Here is an 18,889-nt window from a genome sequence, read left to right on the forward strand (position 1 = left end):
ACGGATCAGCAGGTCGGGTCGTCGGGGAAGCCGTGCTGGACGACTTGCCAGGACTGGCCCGGTTGACGGAAGAGGTCGTAGTTGTGCAGGGCCCTGCGGTCCTTCTGCTTGCCGCTGACGACCACGCCGCCGCGGTCCACGACGGTGACCTCGGAGGAGTCCAGGCAGACGGTGACGCGCACGGCCTCGCCGTCGTCCGTGGGCAGCGGGGCGGAGACGGGATCGCCGACGACGACGGGCGCACCGCGCTGCTCCCAGCCCTGGTGCTCGAACTCGGCCAGGGACGCGAGGACCTCCTGGAGCGCGGCGCCGGCGGCGGTCTCCTCGGCCGCCGCGACGGCGGCCGGGTCCAGCTCGACGGGACCGTCCCCGCCGCCGAGCTCGGCGGAGGACTCCGGGTTGGCCGGGTCTGCCGGGGCCGGCCGGTCGGACGGGACGAAGGCCTCCTGGGCCTCGAGCACGGCCTCGATCTGCTCGACCTCGGGCGCGTCGGCGGCCACGGGCGCCGCCGAGGGCAGGTCCTTGGCGCGGACCTCCTGCGGCGTCTCCAGCTCCACCACGGTGGACGCCTCGAGGGCGTCGGCCGCCGGGTCGCCGGTGGCGCCGGCGGCGCCGCAGCCGGTCAGGACGCCGGCGAGCAGGAGCCCGCCCAGCACCGTGCGGGCTGTTCGGGCAGTGGGACCTCGAGTGCTCGATGTGCACGACAGGTCAAGGATCATGTCAGCTCCCCCCAGATCTGAACTTCCGGCGCCGAGTGGCCGGCGCCGCGGTGATCCGCCGCAGGTTGTGGGTCGAGGGACCCCCGCGGCGTTCCGGACGACCCCCCGCCCGGATTCATTGGATCGCATGGAGTCTAACCCCGGCGTTAACGATCGGGAACGGAATCCGATGTCCCCTTTTGTGACCCGGCTTATCAGATGCAAACGCGCGTTTCTCCGCAGTAGGGTGAGGCGATCACCGGAATTCCCTCGAGCAAACGGGGGTCCGGACGCAGCACGGGACGGCCGCGGCTCGGGGGAGCGCGGCGTCCGGCGAACGCAGGGAGACGTTGTGGCGGGGGAGACATCAGGACCGGTTCCGGCAGGGGCGCGCCGGCGTCCGAGGGCGCAGCTGCCCGTGCGGCAGTTCGCGCACCTCGACGCGATGCGGGCCGCCGCGGTGATGCTCGTGGTGCTAGCGCACGCGGGGCTCGAGGTGGTGCCGGGGGGCAGCGGGGTGACGATCTTCTTCGTCATCTCCGGGTTCATCATCACGCACCTGGTGCTCAAGGAGCACCGGCGCACCGGGGGCTTCGACATCGCGGGGTTCTACCGCCGGCGGGCCCTGAAGCTGGCCCCGCCGCTGCTGGTGGCTCTGGTGCTGCCCACCGCCCTGTACGCGTGGCTGGTGCGGCCGGTGAGCCTCGGGGACTTCCTGGGGCAGGTCTTCTTCTTCTTCAACTGGCGCTACACCGACTCCCAGGTGGACGTCCTGCCCGGCTCGATCGTGGTGTGGAGCCTGTCCATCGAGGAGCAGTTCTACGTGGCGTTCGCGCTGATCTGGCTGCTGCTCGTGGGCCGGCGCCGCCCGGCCACCGCGCTGGCGGTGCTGGCGGGGACCGCCGCGCTCGCCTCGGCGGGCGCGCGGGTGGCCCTGCACCTGGGCGGGGCGAGTGCGGACCGGATCTACTTCGGCACGGACACCCGGCTCGAGGCCATCGCGATCGGGGTGCTCGCCGCCGTCTGGTACGCCCGTGCCACCGGGGGGCGTGCGTCCGGGGAGCGTGCTGCCGGCGCCCCGGCGTGGTGGGGCCGGGACCGGGTCCTGGTGCTGGCGGTGCTGCTGTACCTGGCCTCGCTGCTGATCCGGGACGAGCTCTTCCGCGAGACCGTCCGCTACACGGCCCAGGCGGTGGCGGCCTGCCTGGTGGTGCTCTGGGGCCTGCACGGGCCCACCGGCCGGATCGGGACCCGGGTCCTGGCGGGGATGCGGTGGAAGCCGATCCAGCTGCTGGGGCTGGCCAGCTACAGCATCTACCTGCTCCACCTGGGCGCCGGGCACGCGCTGAGCGCGGTGTTCGGGGAGCTGCCGGGGCCGGCCGGGGTGGCCCTGCGCGTGGTGGTCGGCACGGCGGCCGGCATCGCCTGCTGGTGGTGCGTGGAGGAGCCCGTGGCCCGCTGGCACCACCGCCGCCGCGCCGCTCGCCGCCCCGCGGCGGCCGCCGCCCCGGTGCCCGCCGGGCAGACGTCCGGCTAGACCGACACCTGCCCGTCCGCTCCGGACGGGCGGGCCCACAGATTTCCGCCGCGCACCCGAGGTGCTCGCGGCGAGCAGACCGAGAGGGACCCACGGCGCTGTCCGGGCGGTCCACCGGGCCGGGGCTGAGGAGGCCCTGGCAGGATCCCGAGGGGGGAATGACTGACATGAGCACCGACAAGCACGCACCGCGCGTGGGGTACGCGGCCGGGGCGTTCGACCTGTTCCACGTGGGGCACCTGAACATCCTGCGCCAGGCCAAGATGCACTGCGACCGCCTGATCGCCGGGGTCGTCTCGGACGACCTGATCGAGATCACCAAGGGCCACCGGCCCGTGGTCTCCCTGCGCGAGCGGATGGAGATCGTCGAGCACATCCGCTACGTGGACCAGGTCCACGCCGAGGTGCTGCTGGACAAGCTGGACACCTGGCGGGAGCTGCGCTTCGACGTGTTCTTCAAGGGCGACGACTGGCGCGGCACCCCGAAGGGGGAGCGGCTCGAGCGGGAGTTCGCGGCGGTGGGCGTGGAGGTCGTGTACTTCCCGTACACGGTCCACACGTCCTCCACGAAGCTGCGGGCCGCCCTCGAGGTGCTCTCGCTCCCGGTGGGCTGAGGCTCAGCGCGGCGGCTCCGGGGGGAGCTGCCGCCCCGGGCGCTCGCCGGCCCACGGCGGCCGATGCGGCTCCGGCGGTCCCGGCGGCGCGTGCCCGGGACCGGCCTGCCCGGAACCGGTGCGGCCGGGGCCGTCCTGCCACGAACCGGCGGACGGGGAGCCGTCCCGCTGGGAGCCGTCCCGCCACGCACCGGGGGACTGCGGACCGCCGTGCCGGGGATCGGCGTGCTGGGGGCCGCCGGGCCACGACCCGGCGTCGCCGCTCCGGCCGCGGTCGAGTCCGTGGTTCCGGTCCCGGCCCGCGCGCCGGCGCGCGCGGGAGCGGCGGGCGGCGCCCCAGGCCCACACCACGAGGGCGCCGAGGCCGAGCAGCGCCACGAGCAGGCCGACGACGGGACCCAGGAAGGGCACGGCCCGCAGCAGCACGTAGACCAGCAGGCCGAGGGCCAGGGCGAGCACGCGCTTGCCGAAGCTCACCGGTGCCCGGTCCCGGAGCAGGAGCCCGCCCGCGGTGAACCCGACCACGACCGGGGCCAGCAGGGCCACGGCGAGCACCAGGCCCAGGACCAGCACGAGGTCCAGCACCACGGCCGTGGTCACGACCGCGGCGGCCAGCCCGGCGAGGGTCATCCAGCCCAGGGCGACGGCCAGCAGGATCGACACGACGAGCACGGCGAGCACGGCCACGGCCGTCCCCGCGATCGTCAGCGCGCCCCAGCCGAGGCTGAGCCAGGGCCGGGCCCGGAGCGTGCGCGCCGCCCCGGTCACGGCCCGGGGCAGCAGCCACAGAGCGAGCAGCCCGACCAGGAACAGGGTCACGAACAGGCGCAGTCCGGCGAGCAGCAGCGCGAGCGGCCCGGCGGGCCCGGCCGGCTCCTCCTCGACCACGACCTGCTCGTAGCGGATCTCCCCGGCGATCTCGGCGCCCGGGGCGATCGCGGCCTCCGTCCCGGACCGGTAGGACAGGCCCCCGTCCAGGCGGGCCTCGTCGGTCAGGGTCAGCCCGGGCTCCACCCGCGGCACGGCCACCCCGGTGGTGGGCGCCCAGGCGGCCTCCACCTCGTCTGCGGAACCCACGTCCGCCTGCACGTCCCCGCCGATCGCCCCGGCCAGGGCGAGCGCGGCGGCCCCGGCGGTCACCTCGCCCTCGACCGTGCCGGCCAGCAGGGCCTGGTACGCGCCGAGCAGGACGTCCCCGCCGATCACGGCGCCGGGGCGGGCCTCCACGCTGTAGCCGGCCGTGACCAGGTCGTCGGCCACCCGGGCCTGCTCGCCGAGGAGGAGCACCTGGCCGGCCACGCGGGCGTCGTCGCCCACGGTGCCCTCGATCACCACGGTCTGGGCCGCGGCCATCAGGTCCCCCTCCACCGTGCCGTTGATCGTCACCGTCCCGGCGGCCACCAGCAGGTCGCCGCGCACGGTGCCGTCGACCACCACGTCCCCGCCGGTCACGTAGAGGTCGTCGTCCACGACCTTGTCGGCCGCCACCACCACGTTCTCCTCGCCGCGGATCTCGGCGGCCCCGGCGGCGGGGGCGGTGAGCAGGAGGCCCGCGAACGCGGTGGCCAGCAGGGTCAGGAGGGTCAGCAGGATCGGCAGGCGGCGGAGGAACGGGACGGGCGAGGTGCGGGGCACCGGCAGGGTCTCCATGGTCCCGAGTCCACGCCCGGGCCGGGACGGAGTCAAGGCGCGGCCCAGTGTGACGGCGGTCCGCCATGTACCCGCGCGTAGGTGAAGAGGTGGTCACGGTTGCGGACCGTTCCCCGTGGGAGCGGGATCGCGGTCCTAGCCTGGGGCTGTCGCGTGGCGGGCGCGCGGGTGGATCCGACCGGGGGTGGGTCATGACAGGACAGGGACTCGGAGCAGGCGTGGTCACGGCGGTGGTGGTGCTGGCGGGGCCGGTGCCGGCGGCGTTCGCGCACGGGGACGACCGGCCGGACGGGCCGCGCGTGGTCGCGGAGGGCCTGGACAATCCCCGGCAGCTCAATCGGGACCAGGACGGGAACCTGGTGGTGGTCGAGGCCGGCCGCGGCGGTCCGGACTGCGTCGGCGTGCGGTGCGCGGGGCCGACCGGCGCCGTCACCCTGATCGAGAACCCCCACCGGGACGAGCCCGCGGTGTCGACCGTGGTGGAGGGTCTGCTGTCCGTGGCGGCGCCGGACGCGTCCTTCGCGGAGGGGCCCGGCGGCGCGGACGCCACGGACGTGGACGGCCAGTACATCGTGGCGGGCTACGACCCGGAGCGGCTGGACCTGTCGGTGTTCGAGGCGCGCGGCGGGTCGATGCTCGTGGCGGGCACCGAGGAGAACGGGGAGGAGTTCCTGCTCGCGTACGCCGATCTGCAGGCGGCCGAGGAGGAGCTCAACCCGGACGGCGCGCAGATCGACTCCAACCCGTACGCGGTCCTGTTCGTGGACGAGGACGACGAGGTCTCGCCGGACGGGTACGCGCTCGTGGCCGACGCCGGCGCGAACACCGTGTGGAAGGTGGAGCCGGACTTCTCCACCGCCACGGAGGACGCGCCGCCGGAGTACGAGATCACCGCGTGGGCCACCTGGCCGACCACCGTCCTGCCCGACGGCACGGACGACCCGGAGGGCCCGGCCGAGTTCGTGCCCACGTCCCTCACCGCCGACGAGCACGGCAACGTCTACGTGGGCGGGCTGGGATCGGTCCGTCCGGGGGAGGGCGCGGTCGTGCAGTTCTCCGCGGACGGCACCGCGCTCGGCCGCTGGGACGGCTTCACCGCGGTCACCGGCGTGGCCGTGGACCGCGGCCACCTTTACGTCTCGCAGCTGTTCGGGCCCACGCCGCCCATGCCTCCGGGGGAGACCCCGGCGGCGGAGGCGCCGCCGAGCCCGGGGCAGGTCCCCGGCCAGGTGGTGGTCCTGCACCGGCACCACGAGGACGCGGCACGGTACGCGATCGACGTGCCCCTGCCGGCCGGTCTGGCGACCGGGCGGCACGGCCAGGTCTACGCCTCGGTCAACAGCGTGGCTCCGGCCGAGGGGATCGCGGAGGGCCCCCAGAACCCGTTCGGCGCCGTCGGCGGCGGAGCGGTCTGGGAGCTGGACTTCTCGGACGCCTACCGCCTGGAGGACACCAGGGAGTAGGCCCCGGCGCCGGAGGAACGACGACGGCGGTGGCGCGGCGCCGGCCCGCCACCGCCGCCGGACCGCCGCCGGACCGCACCGACCGGCCTCCGGGGGCCGGAGGCACGCAGGACCACCCGGGAACGACGTTCGAGGCGAGGAAGAGCCATGGCACCGACGACCGAAGATCTGGTCCACCTCATCGCGGAGGGGTTCGTCTGCGCCACCGAGGGGAGGGGGCACGCCACGCCGGGAGGGCGGCCCCCGAGCAGGATCGTGGTCGACGCCACCGAGGGGTTCATCCCTCTGTGGCAGCCGGGGTCGATGCTGAAGTGGCGCTTCCAGGAGCGCAGCTTCGCGCTCGCTCCCGACCCGCAGGAGAGCCGGTCGATCGTGGGCGGGCTCATGAGCGAGGCCCTGGTGCGGTGGAGCTCGGCCGCGCCGGTCCGGTTCACCCACGACCCCGACCTGTGGGACTTCGAGGTGGTGCTGCGCAACGCCGCGGACTGCACCCCGGAGGGCTGCGTCCTGGCCAGCGCGTTCTTCCCGGACGGGGGCCGGCACGAGCTGACCGTCTACCCCACGATGTTCGAGCAGTCCCACGAGGAGCAGATCGAGACGATGATCCACGAGTTCGGCCACGTCTTCGGGCTGCGGCACTTCTTCGCGGCGAACCTCGAGAAGCCCTGGCCCTCGGAGGTCTTCGGGACGCACAGCCCGTTCTCGATCATGAACTACGGGCCGATGAGCAAGCTCACGGACGAGGACCTCGGTGACCTGCGGGAGCTCTACCGGTTGGCCTGGGCCGGCCACCTCACCGACATCAACGGCACCCCGGTCCGGTTCGTGCGGCCCTACAGCGCCTCCGGGTCACCGGTCGCGGAGGCCGCCGGGGCGCTGCCGGTCACGGCCCGGACGGACGCCCGCTCCCCCCGGTACTGACCGGGACCGGCGCTCGCCGCGAGCCCGGTCCGCGGGGCCCGGAAGGGCCGCGCGCCGGTGCTTCCTGGCACCGTGTCAGTCATCCGTCCCGTGTCAGCCGTCCGCGCCCGAGAACCGCCGCGCGCCGAGGAACTCCTCCGCGATCTCCAGCCGGCGCCGGGCCCGGTCCGGCGGGCCGCCCGAGCGGCGGGCGCCGGCCACCAGGGACAGGGCCACCCCGGCGCAGCGTACCCGCAGCGCGGCCGGGTCCACGGCCGCGTCGAAGCCGGCGAGCAGGCGCCGCGCGGCGGCCGGCGCGTGCCCGTAGCTGTCGTGGACCGTGGGCAGGACCGCCAGGTGGGCCACCAGGCAGGCGAGGTCGTCCACCCGGTGGCCGGGGCCCACGGCGTCGACGTCGAGCACCCCGGTCACCGGGCCGAACGTCCCGCGGGCGGCCGGGCCGACGAGCAGGTTCGCCTCGTAGAGGTCCCCGTGCACGGGCACCACCGGGCCGGGGTCCGTGGCCCGGCGGGCCTCGTCGATCGCCGCGGCGAGCCGTTCGATCCGTCCGCGCTCCTCCGGCAGGGCCACCGCGGCCGCGTGCCCGTAGTCCAGGACGCGGTCCGTCCAGGAGGCGCGGGCGGGGAGCTTCAGCGCGGCGGCGGGCAGGGCGTCGAGCAGCGCCAGCACGTGCTCGGGGTGCAGCGCGGCGGCGCCGTCCCGGCGCACGGACGCGGCCAGCGGGGTGCCGGGCAGCTGCCGGAGCACCACCACGTCCCGGACCGGGTCCTCCACGGGCGCCGGCACGGGCAGCCCGGCCGCGAGCAGCATCCGGTGCCGGGCGTGCAGCGCCGCGGCCCGGTCCCGCCGCAGCACCTTGAGGTAGCGCACCCGGGAGCCGTGGGCCGCCCGCAGCACCGCCCGCCGGGTGGGCCGGTAGGAGACCTCGGTGAGCTCCGCGGGCTCGGCGGAGCAGAAGACCTCCCGCCCCACGGCCTCGGGCGAGGACGCCCAGGCGAGCTCGGGCAGCCACGGGTCGTGCGGGTGCCGCCACGCCACGAGGTCCACGCCCTCGTGCCGGGTCCGCACCAGGTCCGGGGACGTGCCGGCGGGCGGGGACGTGTCGGCGGGCGGGGAGGCGGTGCTCACGCACACCACCTCGGCGGTCCGCCGTGCCCCGGCCAGGGCCACGACGTCGAAGACCGCGGTGACCCCGGCGCCCGGCCGGTGGTGGACGCGCCGCCGGGTCCAGCGCTGCACGGACAGCCCGGCCGGGGCCAGTGCAGCCGCCAGGACCGGGCCCATCCCGGTGCCCGAGAGCAGGGCCACGGCCTCCTGCTCCGGGCCCGCCACGGGGCTAGACCAGGTCCTCGGACAGCTCGAGCCAGCGCATCTCGAGCTCCTCGATCTCGTCCTGGACGGCGGTGAGCCGGGCGGTGATCTCGCCCAGGCCGGTGTAGTCGGACTGGTCGTGCCCCGCCATCTCGGCGTGCAGGGCGTCGACCCTGGCGGACAGCTTCTCCAGCTTCCGCTCGATCGCGCCCACCTCCTTCTGCGCGGTGCGGGCCTGCGCACCGGAAAGCCTGGGCCCGCCCAGCGCCGTCGTCGTCCCGTTCGAGGACGCCGCCCCCGTGGCCGCCAGCGGGTTCGAGGCGTTCGCGGAGCCGGCGGCCGTGCCGGTGCGGGACTGGGAGGCGAGCTCAAGGTACTGCTCCACGCCGCGGGGCAGGTGCCGGAAGCGGCCGTCGATCACGGCGTACTGCTGGTCGGTGACCCGCTCCAGGAGGTAGCGGTCGTGCGAGACCACCAGGAGGGTGCCCGGCCAGGTGTCGAGCAGGTCCTCCATCGCGGTGAGCATGTCGGTGTCGAGGTCGTTGGACGGCTCGTCGAGGATCAGCACGTTCGGCTCGTCGAGCAGGATCATCAGCAGCTGCAGCCGCCGCTTCTGCCCGCCGGAGAGGTCCTTGACCGGGGTGGCGAGCTGCTCGTTGGTGAAGCCGAGCCGCTCCAGCAGCTGGCCCGGCGTCATCTCCTTGCCGTCGGCCAGGTAGGTGGTGCGCTTCGAGGCGACCACGTCCGAGACCCGGTCCTCGGCCACGTCCTCCAGCTCGGACAGCTGCTGGGTGAGGGTCGCGATCTTCACGGTCTTCCCGCGCTTGACCCGCCCGCTCGTGGGCTGCACCTCGCCGGTGACCAGGCCCAGCAGCGTGGACTTGCCCGCGCCGTTGACGCCCAGGATGCCCGTGCGCTCACCCGGGGCGATCAGCCACGTGACGTCCCGGAGCACCTCCCGCGGGCCGTCGTCCTCGGTGGGGTAGGAGACGGAGACCTTCTCGAGGTCCACCACGTCCTTGCCCAGCCGGGAGACCGCCATCTGGGACAGGGCCACGGTGTCGCGCGGCGGCGGGACGTCGTTGATCAGCTGGTTCGCGGCCTCGATCCGGAACTTGGGCTTGGCCGTGCGGGCGGGCGCGCCGCGGCGCAGCCACGCCAGCTCCTTCTTCATGAGGTTCTGCCGCTTCGACTCGATGGTGGAGGCCTGCCGGTCCCGCTCCACGCGCTGCAGGACGTACGCCGCGTAGCCGCCCTCGAAGGGCTCCACCATCCGGTCGTGCACCTCCCAGGTGTCGGTGCACACGGCGTCCAGGAACCACCGGTCGTGGGTGACCACGGCCAGGCCGCCCTGGTTCTTCGGCCAGCGGTTGTCGAGGTGGCGGGCCAGCCAGGTGATGCCGTCCACGTCCAGGTGGTTGGTGGGCTCGTCCAGGAAGATGACGTCCCAGTCGCCGGCCAGCAGCGCGGCGAGCGCCACGCGGCGCTTCTGCCCGCCGGAGAGCTCGCCGAGCTTCGCGTCCCAGTCCAGGTCCTTGACCAGCCCCGAGACCACGTCCCGCACCTTCGCGTCCCCGGCCCACTCGTGCTCCTCGCGGTCCCCGACGACGGCGTGCCCCACGGTCAGCTCCGGGTCCAGCACGTCGGCCTGGTCGAGCATGCCCACGCGCACGCCCGAGCGCACGGTCACGCGGCCCCCGTCTGGCTTGAGCCGTCCGGCGAGCAGCTTCATGAGCGTGGACTTGCCGTCGCCGTTGCGGCCCACGATGCCGATCCGGTCGCCCTCGTCGATGCCGAGACTGACGGCGTCGAAGACCGTCTTGGTCGGGAATTCCAGGTGCAGGTTCTCGCCGCCGAGTAGATGTGCCACCCGTCAAGGGTACTCGCGCCCCCGCCCCGCCGAGTCCCCCCTCTCGGGCCCCCCGCCCCGCCGAGTCCCCCCTCTCGGGCCCCTTGCCCCGTCGAGTCCCCCATCTCGTCGCAATCCCCCCAGCAGGATCGGGGGGATTTGCGAGGACATGGGGGGCTCGGCGGAATGAGGGGGCGGAGATGGGGGGCTCGGCGGAATGGGGCAGGCGGAAATGGGGGCGGGGGAGGCACATGAGCGGACAGGGATTTCTCAGCGGCGGCTCAAGCTCGGGTGAGAGCATGGAGGGCATGGAGCAGAATCCGACGGAGCGATCCTCCGCGTCCCCGAGCACCCGTCCGCTGGGCACCAGGCTGGACGGGATCACGGACCTGGAGACCGCCGTCCGTGCCGTGACGGCGCACCCCGGACCCGTGGAGATCCCGGCGGGCCCCGGTCAGCTGGTCGGGCGCCACCTCGGCTCGGTGCCGCAGCGGCAGGTCGGGGAGGCGCTGCGCGGAGCCGGCGCCGACCCGCTGATGATGCGGGCGGACATCTCGATCGACGAGGACATCCCGGACGAGGGCGTCATCGCGGTCCTGGACGACCACCTCTCGCTGGCCGCCGGCGTGGGCGCCGAGTACCTCGTGGTGCCCCGGGCCGGGATGGGCGGGCGGGGGCGCAGCGAGGAGCGGATCTTCTCGATGCTGGCCGCCCTCGATGAGGCGGCCTCGGCCCACCAGGTGCACCTGCTCCTCGAGACGGAGGGCGCCACCGCGGACGAGGTGGAGCTGGTCGAGTACCTGGAGCGCGCCCGGGAGGCGGGGACCCTGGACGTGGACCCGCACTACGTGGCGTCGGTGGCCTGGAACGTGGCCGCGTCCTCCGCGGCGGGGGAGGGCCCGGCCGCCGCGTTCGAACGGATGCGGCCCCTGCTGGACCGTGCGCCGCTGATCGTCTGTGGGGTGGACGAGGACACCGTGGAGGACCTGTTCGCCGCCGTCCCGGAGCTGCGGGAGGCCGCCGCCACGGCCCGGATCATCGTGATCCTGGGGCGCCCGGGAGCGGCGGGGGCCTGACCCCCGAGTGGTAGGGTGACTGCCTGTGCACTGCGTGCACCACTGCCGTTCCACGGCGGTGCTCCGCCTTGGTGTAATCGGCAGCACCCCGGCCTTTGGAGCCGTGGAGTCTAGGTTCGAGTCCTAGAGGCGGAACGTCCGCATCCCGCCCGAGAGCCCGGAAGCTCGAGATCCCCAGAGCCGAAGAGCCCACAAGCTAGTGAGACGGAACAGAGCCGGAGCCGGTGAGCCCACCGGCTCCTCTCTCAGATCGACGACCGAGGAGCTGCATCCCGCCGTGAGCACCCCCCAGACCCCTGCACATCGTCCGGGGGCGGCCGCCGGGCCCGCCGCCGTCATCGTCCTGGCCGCCGGCAAGGGCACGCGCATGAAGTCCAAGACCCCCAAGATCCTGCACCGGATCGGGGGTCGTTCCATGGTCGGGCACTGCCTGGTGGCCGCCCGGAGCCTGCACCCGCGCCGGCTGGCGGCCGTGGTGCGCTTCGAGCGGGACCTGGTGGCCCCGCACGTCCTCGAGCAGGACCCCGAGGCGATCGTCGTGGACCAGGACGAGGTGCCCGGCACGGGCCGCGCCGTCCAGGTGGCGGTGGAGGCGCTGGACGCCCAGGAGCGGCTGGCCGGCACCGTGGTGGTCACCTACGGCGACGTCCCGCTGCTGACCCCGGAGGTCCTGCAGCGGCTGGTCGCCCACCACGAGGAGCGCGGCAACGCGGTCACCGTGCTGACCGCGGACCACGAGCAGCCCGGCGGCTACGGCCGGATCCTGCGGGACGCCGACGGCTCGTTCCGCGAGATCAAGGAGGCCAAGGACGCCACCGAGGCCGAGCTCGCGGTCGCCGAGATCAACTCCGGCATCTTCGCCTTCGACGCCGACGTGCTGCGCGACAGCCTCGCGAAGGTCACCTCGGACAACGCGCAGGGCGAGATGTACCTGACCGACGTCCCGCTTCTGGCCCGCGAGGCCGGCCACGCGGTGGACGCGCTGAAGATCGAGGACCGCTGGGAGGTCGAGGGCGCCAACGACCGCGTGCAGCTCGCCCAGCTCGGCGCCCACCTCAACCGCCGGATCCTCGAGGCGCACATGCGCAACGGCGTGACGGTCGTGGACCCCGCCAGCACCTGGATCGACGTGCAGGTGCGGATCGCCGCGGACGCCACGATCCTGCCGGGCACCCAGCTGCACGGGGGCACGCGGGTGGGCGAGGACGCCGTCGTCGGCCCGGACACCACCCTCACGGACGTGGAGGTCGGCCCGGGCGCCCACGTGGTGCGCACGCACGGCTCCGGCTCGGTGATCGGCCCCCGGGCCAGCGTGGGCCCGTTCGCGTACCTGCGCCCCGGCACGGTGCTCGCGGACGAGGGCAAGATCGGCACGTTCGTGGAGACCAAGAACTCCCGGATCGGCACCGGCTCGAAGGTCCCGCACCTGTCCTACGTGGGGGACGCCACGATCGGCGAGCACTCCAACATCGGGGCGGCCTCCGTGTTCGTCAACTACGACGGCGTGCGCAAGCACCGCACCGTGATCGGCGACCACGTCCGGATGGGCTCCGACAACATGTACGTGGCGCCCGTGCAGGTCGGGGACGGCGCCTACTCCGGGGCGGGCACCACGATCCGCAAGGACGTGCCGCCGGGGGCCCTGGCCCTCACCGAGGGCGCGCAGCGGGTCGTCGAGAACTGGGTCGTGGAGCACCGTCCCGGCACCGCTGCGGCCGAGGCCGCGTCCCGGGCCCTGGGCAACGGCGCCGCGACCGCGGCCGGGACCACCGAGCACTCCCAGGCCGGGACCGGCGCCGGCACCACGGCGCACGGCGCGGCCGGGGACACCACCGAGGAAAGCGAGTAGCAATGACCACTGCCATCACCAACGAGGGCGCCAAGCAGCTGGTCCTGGTCTCGGGACGGGCCCACCCCGAGCTCGCCGAGCGCATCGCCACGGAGCTGGGCACGGAGCTGATCCCCACGGACGCCTACGACTTCGCCAACGGCGAGACCTACGTGCGGTTCGGGGAGTCGGTGCGCGGCACGGACGCCTTCCTCATCCAGTCCCACCCGGCTCCGATCAACCAGTGGATCATGGAGCAGCTGCTCATGATCGACTCGCTGAAGCGAGCGTCCGCCAAGTCGATCACCGTGGTGTCCCCGTTCTACCCCTATGCGCGGCAGGACAAGAAGCACCGCGGCCGCGAGCCCATCTCGGCCCGCCTCATCTCGGACCTGTACAAGACCGCCGGCGCGGACCGGCTGATGTCCGTGGACCTGCACACCGCCCAGATCCAGGGCTTCTTCGACGGCCCGGTCGACCACCTGATGGCCATCCCGCTGCTGGCGGAGCACGTGCGCTCCGTCGTCGACGTCGAGAACGTCACCGTGGTCTCCCCGGACACCGGGCGCGTGCGCGTGGCGGAGCAGTGGACCGAGCTGCTGGGCGGCTGCCCGCTCGCGTTCGTGCACAAGACCCGCGACATCACCCGGCCGAACCAGGCCACCTCGAAGGAGGTTGTGGGGCAGATCGAGGGCCGCACCTGCGTGCTGATCGACGACATGATCGACACGGGCGGGACGATCTCCGGCGCCGTGCAGGTGCTGCGCGAGCGCGGCGCCAAGGACGTCATCATCGCCGCGACCCACGCCGTGTTCTCCGACCCCGCCGTGGAGCGGCTGTCCACGTGCGGCGCCCTCGAGGTGGTCGTCACGGACACCCTGCCCGTGCCCCCGGAGCACCAGTTCGAGAACCTCACGGTCCTCTCGATCGCCCCGCTCATCGCGCGCGCCATCCAGGAGGTCTTCGAGGACGGCTCCGTGACCAGCCTGTTCGACGGCAGGTCCTGACCCGCTCCCGGGAACGGTCGACGACGACGCAGCCCCTCGCCGCCCGGCGGGGGGCTGCTCCGCCGCCGGGGCCCCACTGCTGAGGTCTGCGCTGCGGGGCCTGGCACCGCAGGAACCACCGTCCCGGGCGGCACCGTCCGGGGAACTTTCGCGCCGACAAGGACAGCCCGCACCCCATGACCCGACGACGACACCGCCTCCTCCGCCCGCTGCTGCTGTGCGGCGCCGCCGGGCTGGTCCTCACCGGCTGCGGCCCCGACCTGCGCGAGCCCTGGTCCGCCGGCTACGTCAACACCACGTCCTATCCGTACTTCGACTTCGGGGCGGAGGCCGCGGGGCAGTCCCGCACGGTGCTGGGGTTCGTGGTGGCCGATCCCGAGGACCCCTGCACGCCCTCGTGGGGCGGCTACTACGGGCTGGACGAGGCGGAGGACGTGCTGCGGATGGAGGAGCAGATCGCGTCCCTGCGGGAGCAGGGCGGGGAGGTGGCGGTCTCCTTCGGCGGGGCCGCCGGGGACGAGCTGGCCACCGTGTGCACCGACCCGGACCGGCTGCTCGCGGCGTACCGGACGGTGCTCGAGCGCTATGACGTGGGCATCGCGGACTTCGACATCGAGCTGGACGACCTCGAGGACCGGGAGGCCAACCGCCGGCGGGCCGAGGTGCTGGTGCGCCTGCAGGAGGAGCGGGACGAGCCGCTGGAGGTGTGGGCGACGCTGCCGGTGGCCCCGCACGGTCTGGACCAGGACCCGGTGGAGGTCGTGGCGCAGCTGCTCGCGGCGGAGGTGGACCTCGCCGGGGTCAACCTCATGACCATGAACTACAGCGAGAGCAAGCCCGCGGAGCAGCCGATGGCGGCGGCCTCGGAGGAGGCGGCCCGCTCGGCGCACGGCCAGCTCACCGCGCTGTGGGAGGCGGCGGGCCAGGACCTCTCCGCCGAGGAGGTGTGGAACCGGATCGGGCTCACCCCGATGATCGGGGTCAACGACGTCCCCGGGGAGGTCCTGGACCTGGACGCGGCCGCCGAGCTGGCCGGGTTCGCCCGGGAGCAGGGCGTGGGGCGGCTCTCCTACTGGTCGGTCAACCGGGACCGGCCGTGCACCGCGCAGGACGGGGACCCGGCCGAGGCCAATGACTTCTGCAGCGGCCTCGACGAGGAGGCCGGGGAGTTCACCCGGGTCCTCCGCGAGGGCTTCGCGGGCTGAGCTCCGCCGGCGGGGCCGGCTTCCGCACGGAGCGGGGGTAGAGCCAGGATCGGCCGGCGAAGCCGGTGCCGGCAGCTCCCTGTCCCGCGGAGGCGGCAGCAGCGGGGGCAGGCACGGGAGCGGGAGCAGTGGCGGGGGCGGCAGCGGGCCGGACCGGCCACAGTCGCGGCCGCCGTCCCGCGGCGAGGTCCTCGGCCCAGCCCACCGCGAGCACGACCACGGCGAGCAGCGGCCAGACCAGCACGAAGGACAGCCACGGGCTCGCCAGCAGCCCGGGCACGGCCGTGGCCAGGACGTCGCTCTCCCACAGCACGTCGACGAGCAGGACGGCGCCGACCAGCAGGAGGTTGTGCCACAGGTAGACGGTCATCGCCCGGGCGTTGAGCAGGGTCACGGCCCCGTCCAGGAACCGCAGCGGCCGGGGCAGCTCCCGCCAGGCCGGGGAGACGCGCAGCAGCACGGCGCTGAAGCCGAACGACCACAGGGCCTGGGCGAACGGGATCTCGTTGAGGTCCCACCCCGCCTCGCCGCGGTGGCCGGCCGCCCACCACAGGCCCAGGCCCATCACCGCGGGCCCCGCCACGAGGACGGCGGCGCGGGGGAGGCGGCGCAGCAGCCCGATCTGGTGGGCGAAGCCCAGGATCCAGCAGGAGCCGTAGGTCGCGAGGTCCGTCACCGGGGCGTCCGCCCAGGAGGGCAGCGGCACGAGCCCGAGGGCGAGCAGTCCGCTCAGGGCGAGCGGGGCGAGCAGCACCGGCCAGGGCCGGGCCCGGAACGCCCGCAGCAGCACGGGGGAGAGGAGCAGGAACCAGACGTAGGCCCGGACGTACCAGAGGATCTCCCCGGCCTGCACCGGCCAGGTGGGATCCACCGCCCCGAACCCGGCGCTCTCCGGGAGGACCGGGTCCCCGACCGGGAGGAACCACAGGAGCACCTGCCCCCAGGACGCGTCGGCCCCCGGCGTCCAGCCCTGTGCCACGAGCAGCGCCAGGACGGTGGCGGCGTAGACCCACAGCGGCACCAGCACCCGCCGGGCCCGGGAGGCGAGGACCGTGCCCGCGGGCCGGCGCAGAGACCTGGCCATCAGGAAGCCGGCCAGCGCGAACATTACGCCCATCGCGGGGAACACGAGGCTGAAGGCGGCGCCGGCGAACGTGTGGTAGGCGACGACGCGGACCAGCGCGATCGACCGCAGCAGGTCGAGGTACCGGTCCCGGCCGGGCTCAGGCCCGCTCACCGCGCCGGTCATCCTGCCACGGGGCCACGGAGGCCGCAGGGGTCGCGGGGGCTGCGGAGCCGGCGGGATCCGCCGCGGGGGTCAGGTCGATCACGCTGTTGGTGCGCTCGGGCTTGTACCAGCCGATCATCCGGCCCCGCAGCGCCTGGAGCAGGGAGGCGTAGAGGAGGTAGGCGCGCAGGGGCTCGTAGATGATCCGGTAGACGGGCACCACCAGCAGGTGGGTCCAGGACTCGCCGACCATGCGGATGGCGAGCACGCAGATCACGGCGTGGATGGCCAGGACGAAGGCGGCGAAGGCGGCGATGGGCTGCCAGTTCCCGGCGGCCAGGTTGATCCCGGCCATGAGCACGGTCAGCGGCAGGAAGACCAGCGGGATGAGGGTGGCGAGCAGGGTGTAGGGCAGGGCCACCATCCCGAGGAACCCGTAGCGGGGGCGGAAGAGCATCCCGGCGTGCTTCCACAGGGCCTGGAGGTTGCCGTAGGTCCAGCGCAGCCGCTGCTTGGCCAGGCCGCGCACGGTCATGGGGGCCTCGGTCCACGCCACGGCCCGGTTCTCCTGCACCACGGCCCAGCCGAGCTTCTGCAGGGTCATGGTGAGGTCGGCGTCCTCGGCGAGGGTGTCGTGGGAGTAGCCCCCGGCGGCCTGGAGGGCCTCCTTGCGCCAGGCGGCGCACGCCCCGGGGACGATGGAGATCGCCCCGGCCACGCCCTCGCCCATGCGGGTGACGCAGATCCCGGAGATGTACTCCAGGGACTGCCACATGGTCAGCAGCCCGGTGCGGTTGCCGACCTTCACGTGCCCGGCCACGGCTCCGACGGGGCGCTTGGCGTCCTGGGCGTAGAAGTGGCGGGCGAACATCCGGACGGTCTGGGGCTCGAAGAGGGTGTCTCCGTCGAGGGTCACCACGATCTCGCCCCGGGCGGCCATGATCCCGTGGTTGGAGGCGATGGACTTCCCGCCGTTGGGCTGGGTGATGACCGTCAGCGCCGGCCAGGACGCGGCGTGCTCGCGCATGATCGCCAGGGTGCGGTCGGTGGAGCCGTCGTCGACGGCGATGACCTCGAGGTTCGGGTAGTCGCTGGCGCGCAGGGCGGCCAGGGTGCGGGCGATGACGGGCTCCTCGTTGAACACCGGGAGGATCACCGAGACCAGCGGCAGCCGGTCCTCGGGCAGCTCGGGCCAGGTCCGGCGGGTCTGGCGGCGGTGGCCGATCAGCGCCAGCACCACGTAGAAGGCGGACATGAGGGTCAGGGACCCGATGCCGAACCAGAACAGCCACGTCATGACCACGTCCGGGGCCACGGTCAGACCGGCCACGGCCAGGGCGGTGGCGTCGTCGGCGAGCACGGGCTCGGTGTCCGCCGCCGGCAGGTAGCCCTCGGGGACGATGGGGGCCAGCGTCGAGAAGGTGTAGCCCTGCGCCTTGGCCTCGGTGATCAGCTCCTTGAGGGCGGCCACGGTGGCGGTGCGGTCCCCGCCGCCGTCGTGCATCAGCACGATGTGGCCCTCGCCGTCGAGCGCGGGCAGGTCCACGGTCTCCCCGGGCGCGGCCTCCCAGTCGTGGGTGTCGTAGTCGAAGTCCACGTGCAGGTAGCCCAGCTGCTGGGCCTCGAGGATGGGCAGGGCCTTGTTGTCCGGGTCGCCGGTGGGCAGGCGGAACAGGTGGGTCGCGTAGCTGCCGACCGAGCGCATGGCGCGGTCGGTGCCGATCAGCTCCTCGCGGTTGCGCAGGTCGTCGTCCCAGGCGGTGGTGTGGGTCATGGTGTGGTTGCCCACCATGTGCCCCTCTCGGACGATCCGGCGGAAGAGCTCCGGCTGCCCGACCACGTTGGTGCCCACGCTGAAGAACGTGGCGGGCACGCCCTCGGCCGAGAGCACGTCGAGGATCTCACCGGTGTAGGTGGCGTCGGGGCCGTCGTCGAAGGTCAGCATGAGCTGCTTCTCCGGCAGCTCACCGAAGCGCTCCATGACGTAGGGGCTGTCCCCCACGAGCTCCCGCTCCTCGTCGGTGAGCACCCGGAACACGTCCTCGCTGAACGGGCTGCGCAGCACCGTCCCGGCCTCCGTCTCCTCGACGAGCCCGATCCGGCTGAACGGGTTGGACGCGTCCCCGAGCAGCGGGATGTTCTCCTGGTCCCCGGTGGCGATCAGCTCCCGCGGATAGCCGTTCTCCTGGTGCAGCGGCCGCTCCCAGGGCTGGGCGAGCGCCTGCGGGACGATCCAGGACACGGCGCCGGCCGCGAGGGCCAGGAGCACCACGAGGGTGGCGAGGATGCGGTACCAGCGCTTGCCGCTGGGGTCGAAGAACACCGGCGGCGCGGCGCTGCTGCCGGTCCGCTCCGCGCGTCGGCGGTGCGGTGGTCGTCGGTCGTTGTCGGATGCTGCCACGGCGTGCTCGTTCCCCCGGTCGGCGGTCCGTCCCCTCGACGGACCGGCCGGCGCATCCCCCCGGACGGGCCGACCGGGCCAGCCTGCCAAGCCGCGACCCG

At 74.0% G+C, this 18,889-nt stretch carries 14 protein-coding genes and 1 tRNA gene; 9 read left to right on the forward strand and 6 right to left on the reverse strand.

The annotated features are described in order from the left end of the window. Window positions 1–5: 5 nt before the first annotated feature. Window positions 6–719 (reverse strand): hypothetical protein, encoded by a 714-nt coding sequence (locus RF640_RS04795; protein ID WP_368826816.1) that lies wholly within the window; start codon window positions 717–719, stop codon window positions 6–8. 397 nt (window positions 720–1,116) lie between these two features. Here RF640_RS04795 and RF640_RS04800 point away from each other — a divergent pair, with 397 nt between their 5' ends. After that, window positions 1,117–2,235 (forward strand): acyltransferase family protein, encoded by a 1,119-nt coding sequence (locus RF640_RS04800; RefSeq protein WP_368826818.1) that lies wholly within the window; start codon window positions 1,117–1,119, stop codon window positions 2,233–2,235. Between the two features lie 167 nt (window positions 2,236–2,402). Continuing rightward, window positions 2,403–2,849, forward strand: coding sequence for an adenylyltransferase/cytidyltransferase family protein (locus RF640_RS04805; RefSeq protein ID WP_368826820.1), 447 nt, complete (start codon window positions 2,403–2,405; stop codon window positions 2,847–2,849). Window positions 2,850–2,852: 3 nt separating this feature from the next. Here the strand turns inward: RF640_RS04805 and RF640_RS04810 are convergent, their stop codons facing one another. Beyond that, window positions 2,853–4,499 (reverse strand): polymer-forming cytoskeletal protein, encoded by a 1,647-nt coding sequence (locus tag RF640_RS04810; protein ID WP_368826822.1) that lies wholly within the window; start codon window positions 4,497–4,499, stop codon window positions 2,853–2,855. Between the two features lie 191 nt (window positions 4,500–4,690). Here RF640_RS04810 and RF640_RS04815 point away from each other — a divergent pair, with 191 nt between their 5' ends. After that, complete coding sequence (locus RF640_RS04815) at window positions 4,691–5,962, forward strand: ScyD/ScyE family protein (protein WP_368826824.1); 1,272 nt, start codon at window positions 4,691–4,693, stop codon at window positions 5,960–5,962. Window positions 5,963–6,109: 147 nt separating this feature from the next. Next, entirely contained in the window at window positions 6,110–6,883 is a 774-nt protein-coding gene (locus tag RF640_RS04820) for a matrixin family metalloprotease (RefSeq protein WP_017832370.1), read from the forward strand. 93 nt (window positions 6,884–6,976) lie between these two features. Here the strand turns inward: RF640_RS04820 and RF640_RS04825 are convergent, their stop codons facing one another. Together RF640_RS04825 and RF640_RS04830 are read right to left on the reverse strand one after the other, a co-directional pair. Next, window positions 6,977–8,215: a phosphotransferase gene (locus RF640_RS04825; protein WP_368826826.1), complete on the reverse strand. Its 1,239-nt coding sequence runs from the start codon at window positions 8,213–8,215 to the stop codon at window positions 6,977–6,979. Window positions 8,216–8,219: 4 nt separating this feature from the next. Continuing rightward, the gene (locus RF640_RS04830; protein ID WP_368826828.1) at window positions 8,220–10,064 is read right to left on the reverse strand and encodes an ABC-F family ATP-binding cassette domain-containing protein; all 1,845 of its coding nucleotides are present in this window, start codon (window positions 10,062–10,064) and stop codon (window positions 8,220–8,222) included. A 287-nt stretch (window positions 10,065–10,351) separates the two neighbouring features. Here RF640_RS04830 and RF640_RS04835 point away from each other — a divergent pair, with 287 nt between their 5' ends. From RF640_RS04835 to RF640_RS04855, 5 genes are all read left to right on the forward strand, one after another. Then, a complete protein-coding gene (locus RF640_RS04835) occupies window positions 10,352–11,119 on the forward strand; it encodes a hypothetical protein (protein ID WP_229587711.1) in 768 nt (255 codons plus the stop codon). Window positions 11,120–11,181: 62 nt separating this feature from the next. Next, a tRNA-Gln gene (locus RF640_RS04840) sits at window positions 11,182–11,254 on the forward strand. A gap of 142 nt (window positions 11,255–11,396) precedes the next feature. Continuing rightward, on the forward strand, window positions 11,397–12,968 hold the full coding sequence (gene glmU / locus RF640_RS04845) for a bifunctional UDP-N-acetylglucosamine diphosphorylase/glucosamine-1-phosphate N-acetyltransferase GlmU (RefSeq protein WP_368826830.1): 1,572 nt from the start codon (window positions 11,397–11,399) through the stop codon (window positions 12,966–12,968). A gap of 2 nt (window positions 12,969–12,970) precedes the next feature. After that, window positions 12,971–13,954, forward strand: coding sequence for a ribose-phosphate diphosphokinase (locus RF640_RS04850; RefSeq protein WP_017832365.1), 984 nt, complete (start codon window positions 12,971–12,973; stop codon window positions 13,952–13,954). Between the two features lie 176 nt (window positions 13,955–14,130). Next, entirely contained in the window at window positions 14,131–15,159 is a 1,029-nt protein-coding gene (locus RF640_RS04855; protein ID WP_368826832.1) for a chitinase, read from the forward strand. Here RF640_RS04855 and RF640_RS04860 read toward each other — a convergent pair. Next, entirely contained in the window at window positions 15,125–16,396 is a 1,272-nt protein-coding gene (locus tag RF640_RS04860; RefSeq protein ID WP_368826834.1) for an acyltransferase, read from the reverse strand. The genes RF640_RS04855 and RF640_RS04860 overlap by 35 nt on opposite strands. Then, on the reverse strand, window positions 16,383–18,788 hold the full coding sequence (locus RF640_RS04865) for a bifunctional polysaccharide deacetylase/glycosyltransferase family 2 protein (RefSeq protein ID WP_368826836.1): 2,406 nt from the start codon (window positions 18,786–18,788) through the stop codon (window positions 16,383–16,385). Before RF640_RS04865 ends, RF640_RS04860 begins: the two co-directional genes overlap by 14 nt. Between the last annotated feature and the right edge of the window lie 101 nt (window positions 18,789–18,889).

The sequence above is a fragment of the Kocuria sp. CPCC 205231 genome (genome assembly GCF_040980965.1).
Taxonomy (GTDB): domain Bacteria; phylum Actinomycetota; class Actinomycetes; order Actinomycetales; family Micrococcaceae; genus Kocuria; species Kocuria rosea.

Bases quoted from the DNA above. Each gene is read 5' to 3' on its own strand.
- RF640_RS04850 (WP_017832365.1), top strand. From the start codon at position 12,971: ATGACCACTGCCATCACCAACGAGGGCGCCAAGCAGCTGGTCCTGGTC.
- RF640_RS04855 (WP_368826832.1), top strand. From the start codon at position 14,131: ATGACCCGACGACGACACCGCCTCCTCCGCCCGCTGCTGCTGTGCGGC.
- RF640_RS04795 (WP_368826816.1), bottom strand. From the start codon at position 719: ATGATCCTTGACCTGTCGTGCACATCGAGCACTCGAGGTCCCACTGCC.
- RF640_RS04810 (WP_368826822.1), bottom strand. From the start codon at position 4,499: ATGGAGACCCTGCCGGTGCCCCGCACCTCGCCCGTCCCGTTCCTCCGC.
- RF640_RS04815 (WP_368826824.1), top strand. From the start codon at position 4,691: ATGACAGGACAGGGACTCGGAGCAGGCGTGGTCACGGCGGTGGTGGTG.
- RF640_RS04805 (WP_368826820.1), top strand. From the start codon at position 2,403: ATGAGCACCGACAAGCACGCACCGCGCGTGGGGTACGCGGCCGGGGCG.
- RF640_RS04820 (WP_017832370.1), top strand. From the start codon at position 6,110: ATGGCACCGACGACCGAAGATCTGGTCCACCTCATCGCGGAGGGGTTC.
- RF640_RS04835 (WP_229587711.1), top strand. From the start codon at position 10,352: ATGGAGCAGAATCCGACGGAGCGATCCTCCGCGTCCCCGAGCACCCGT.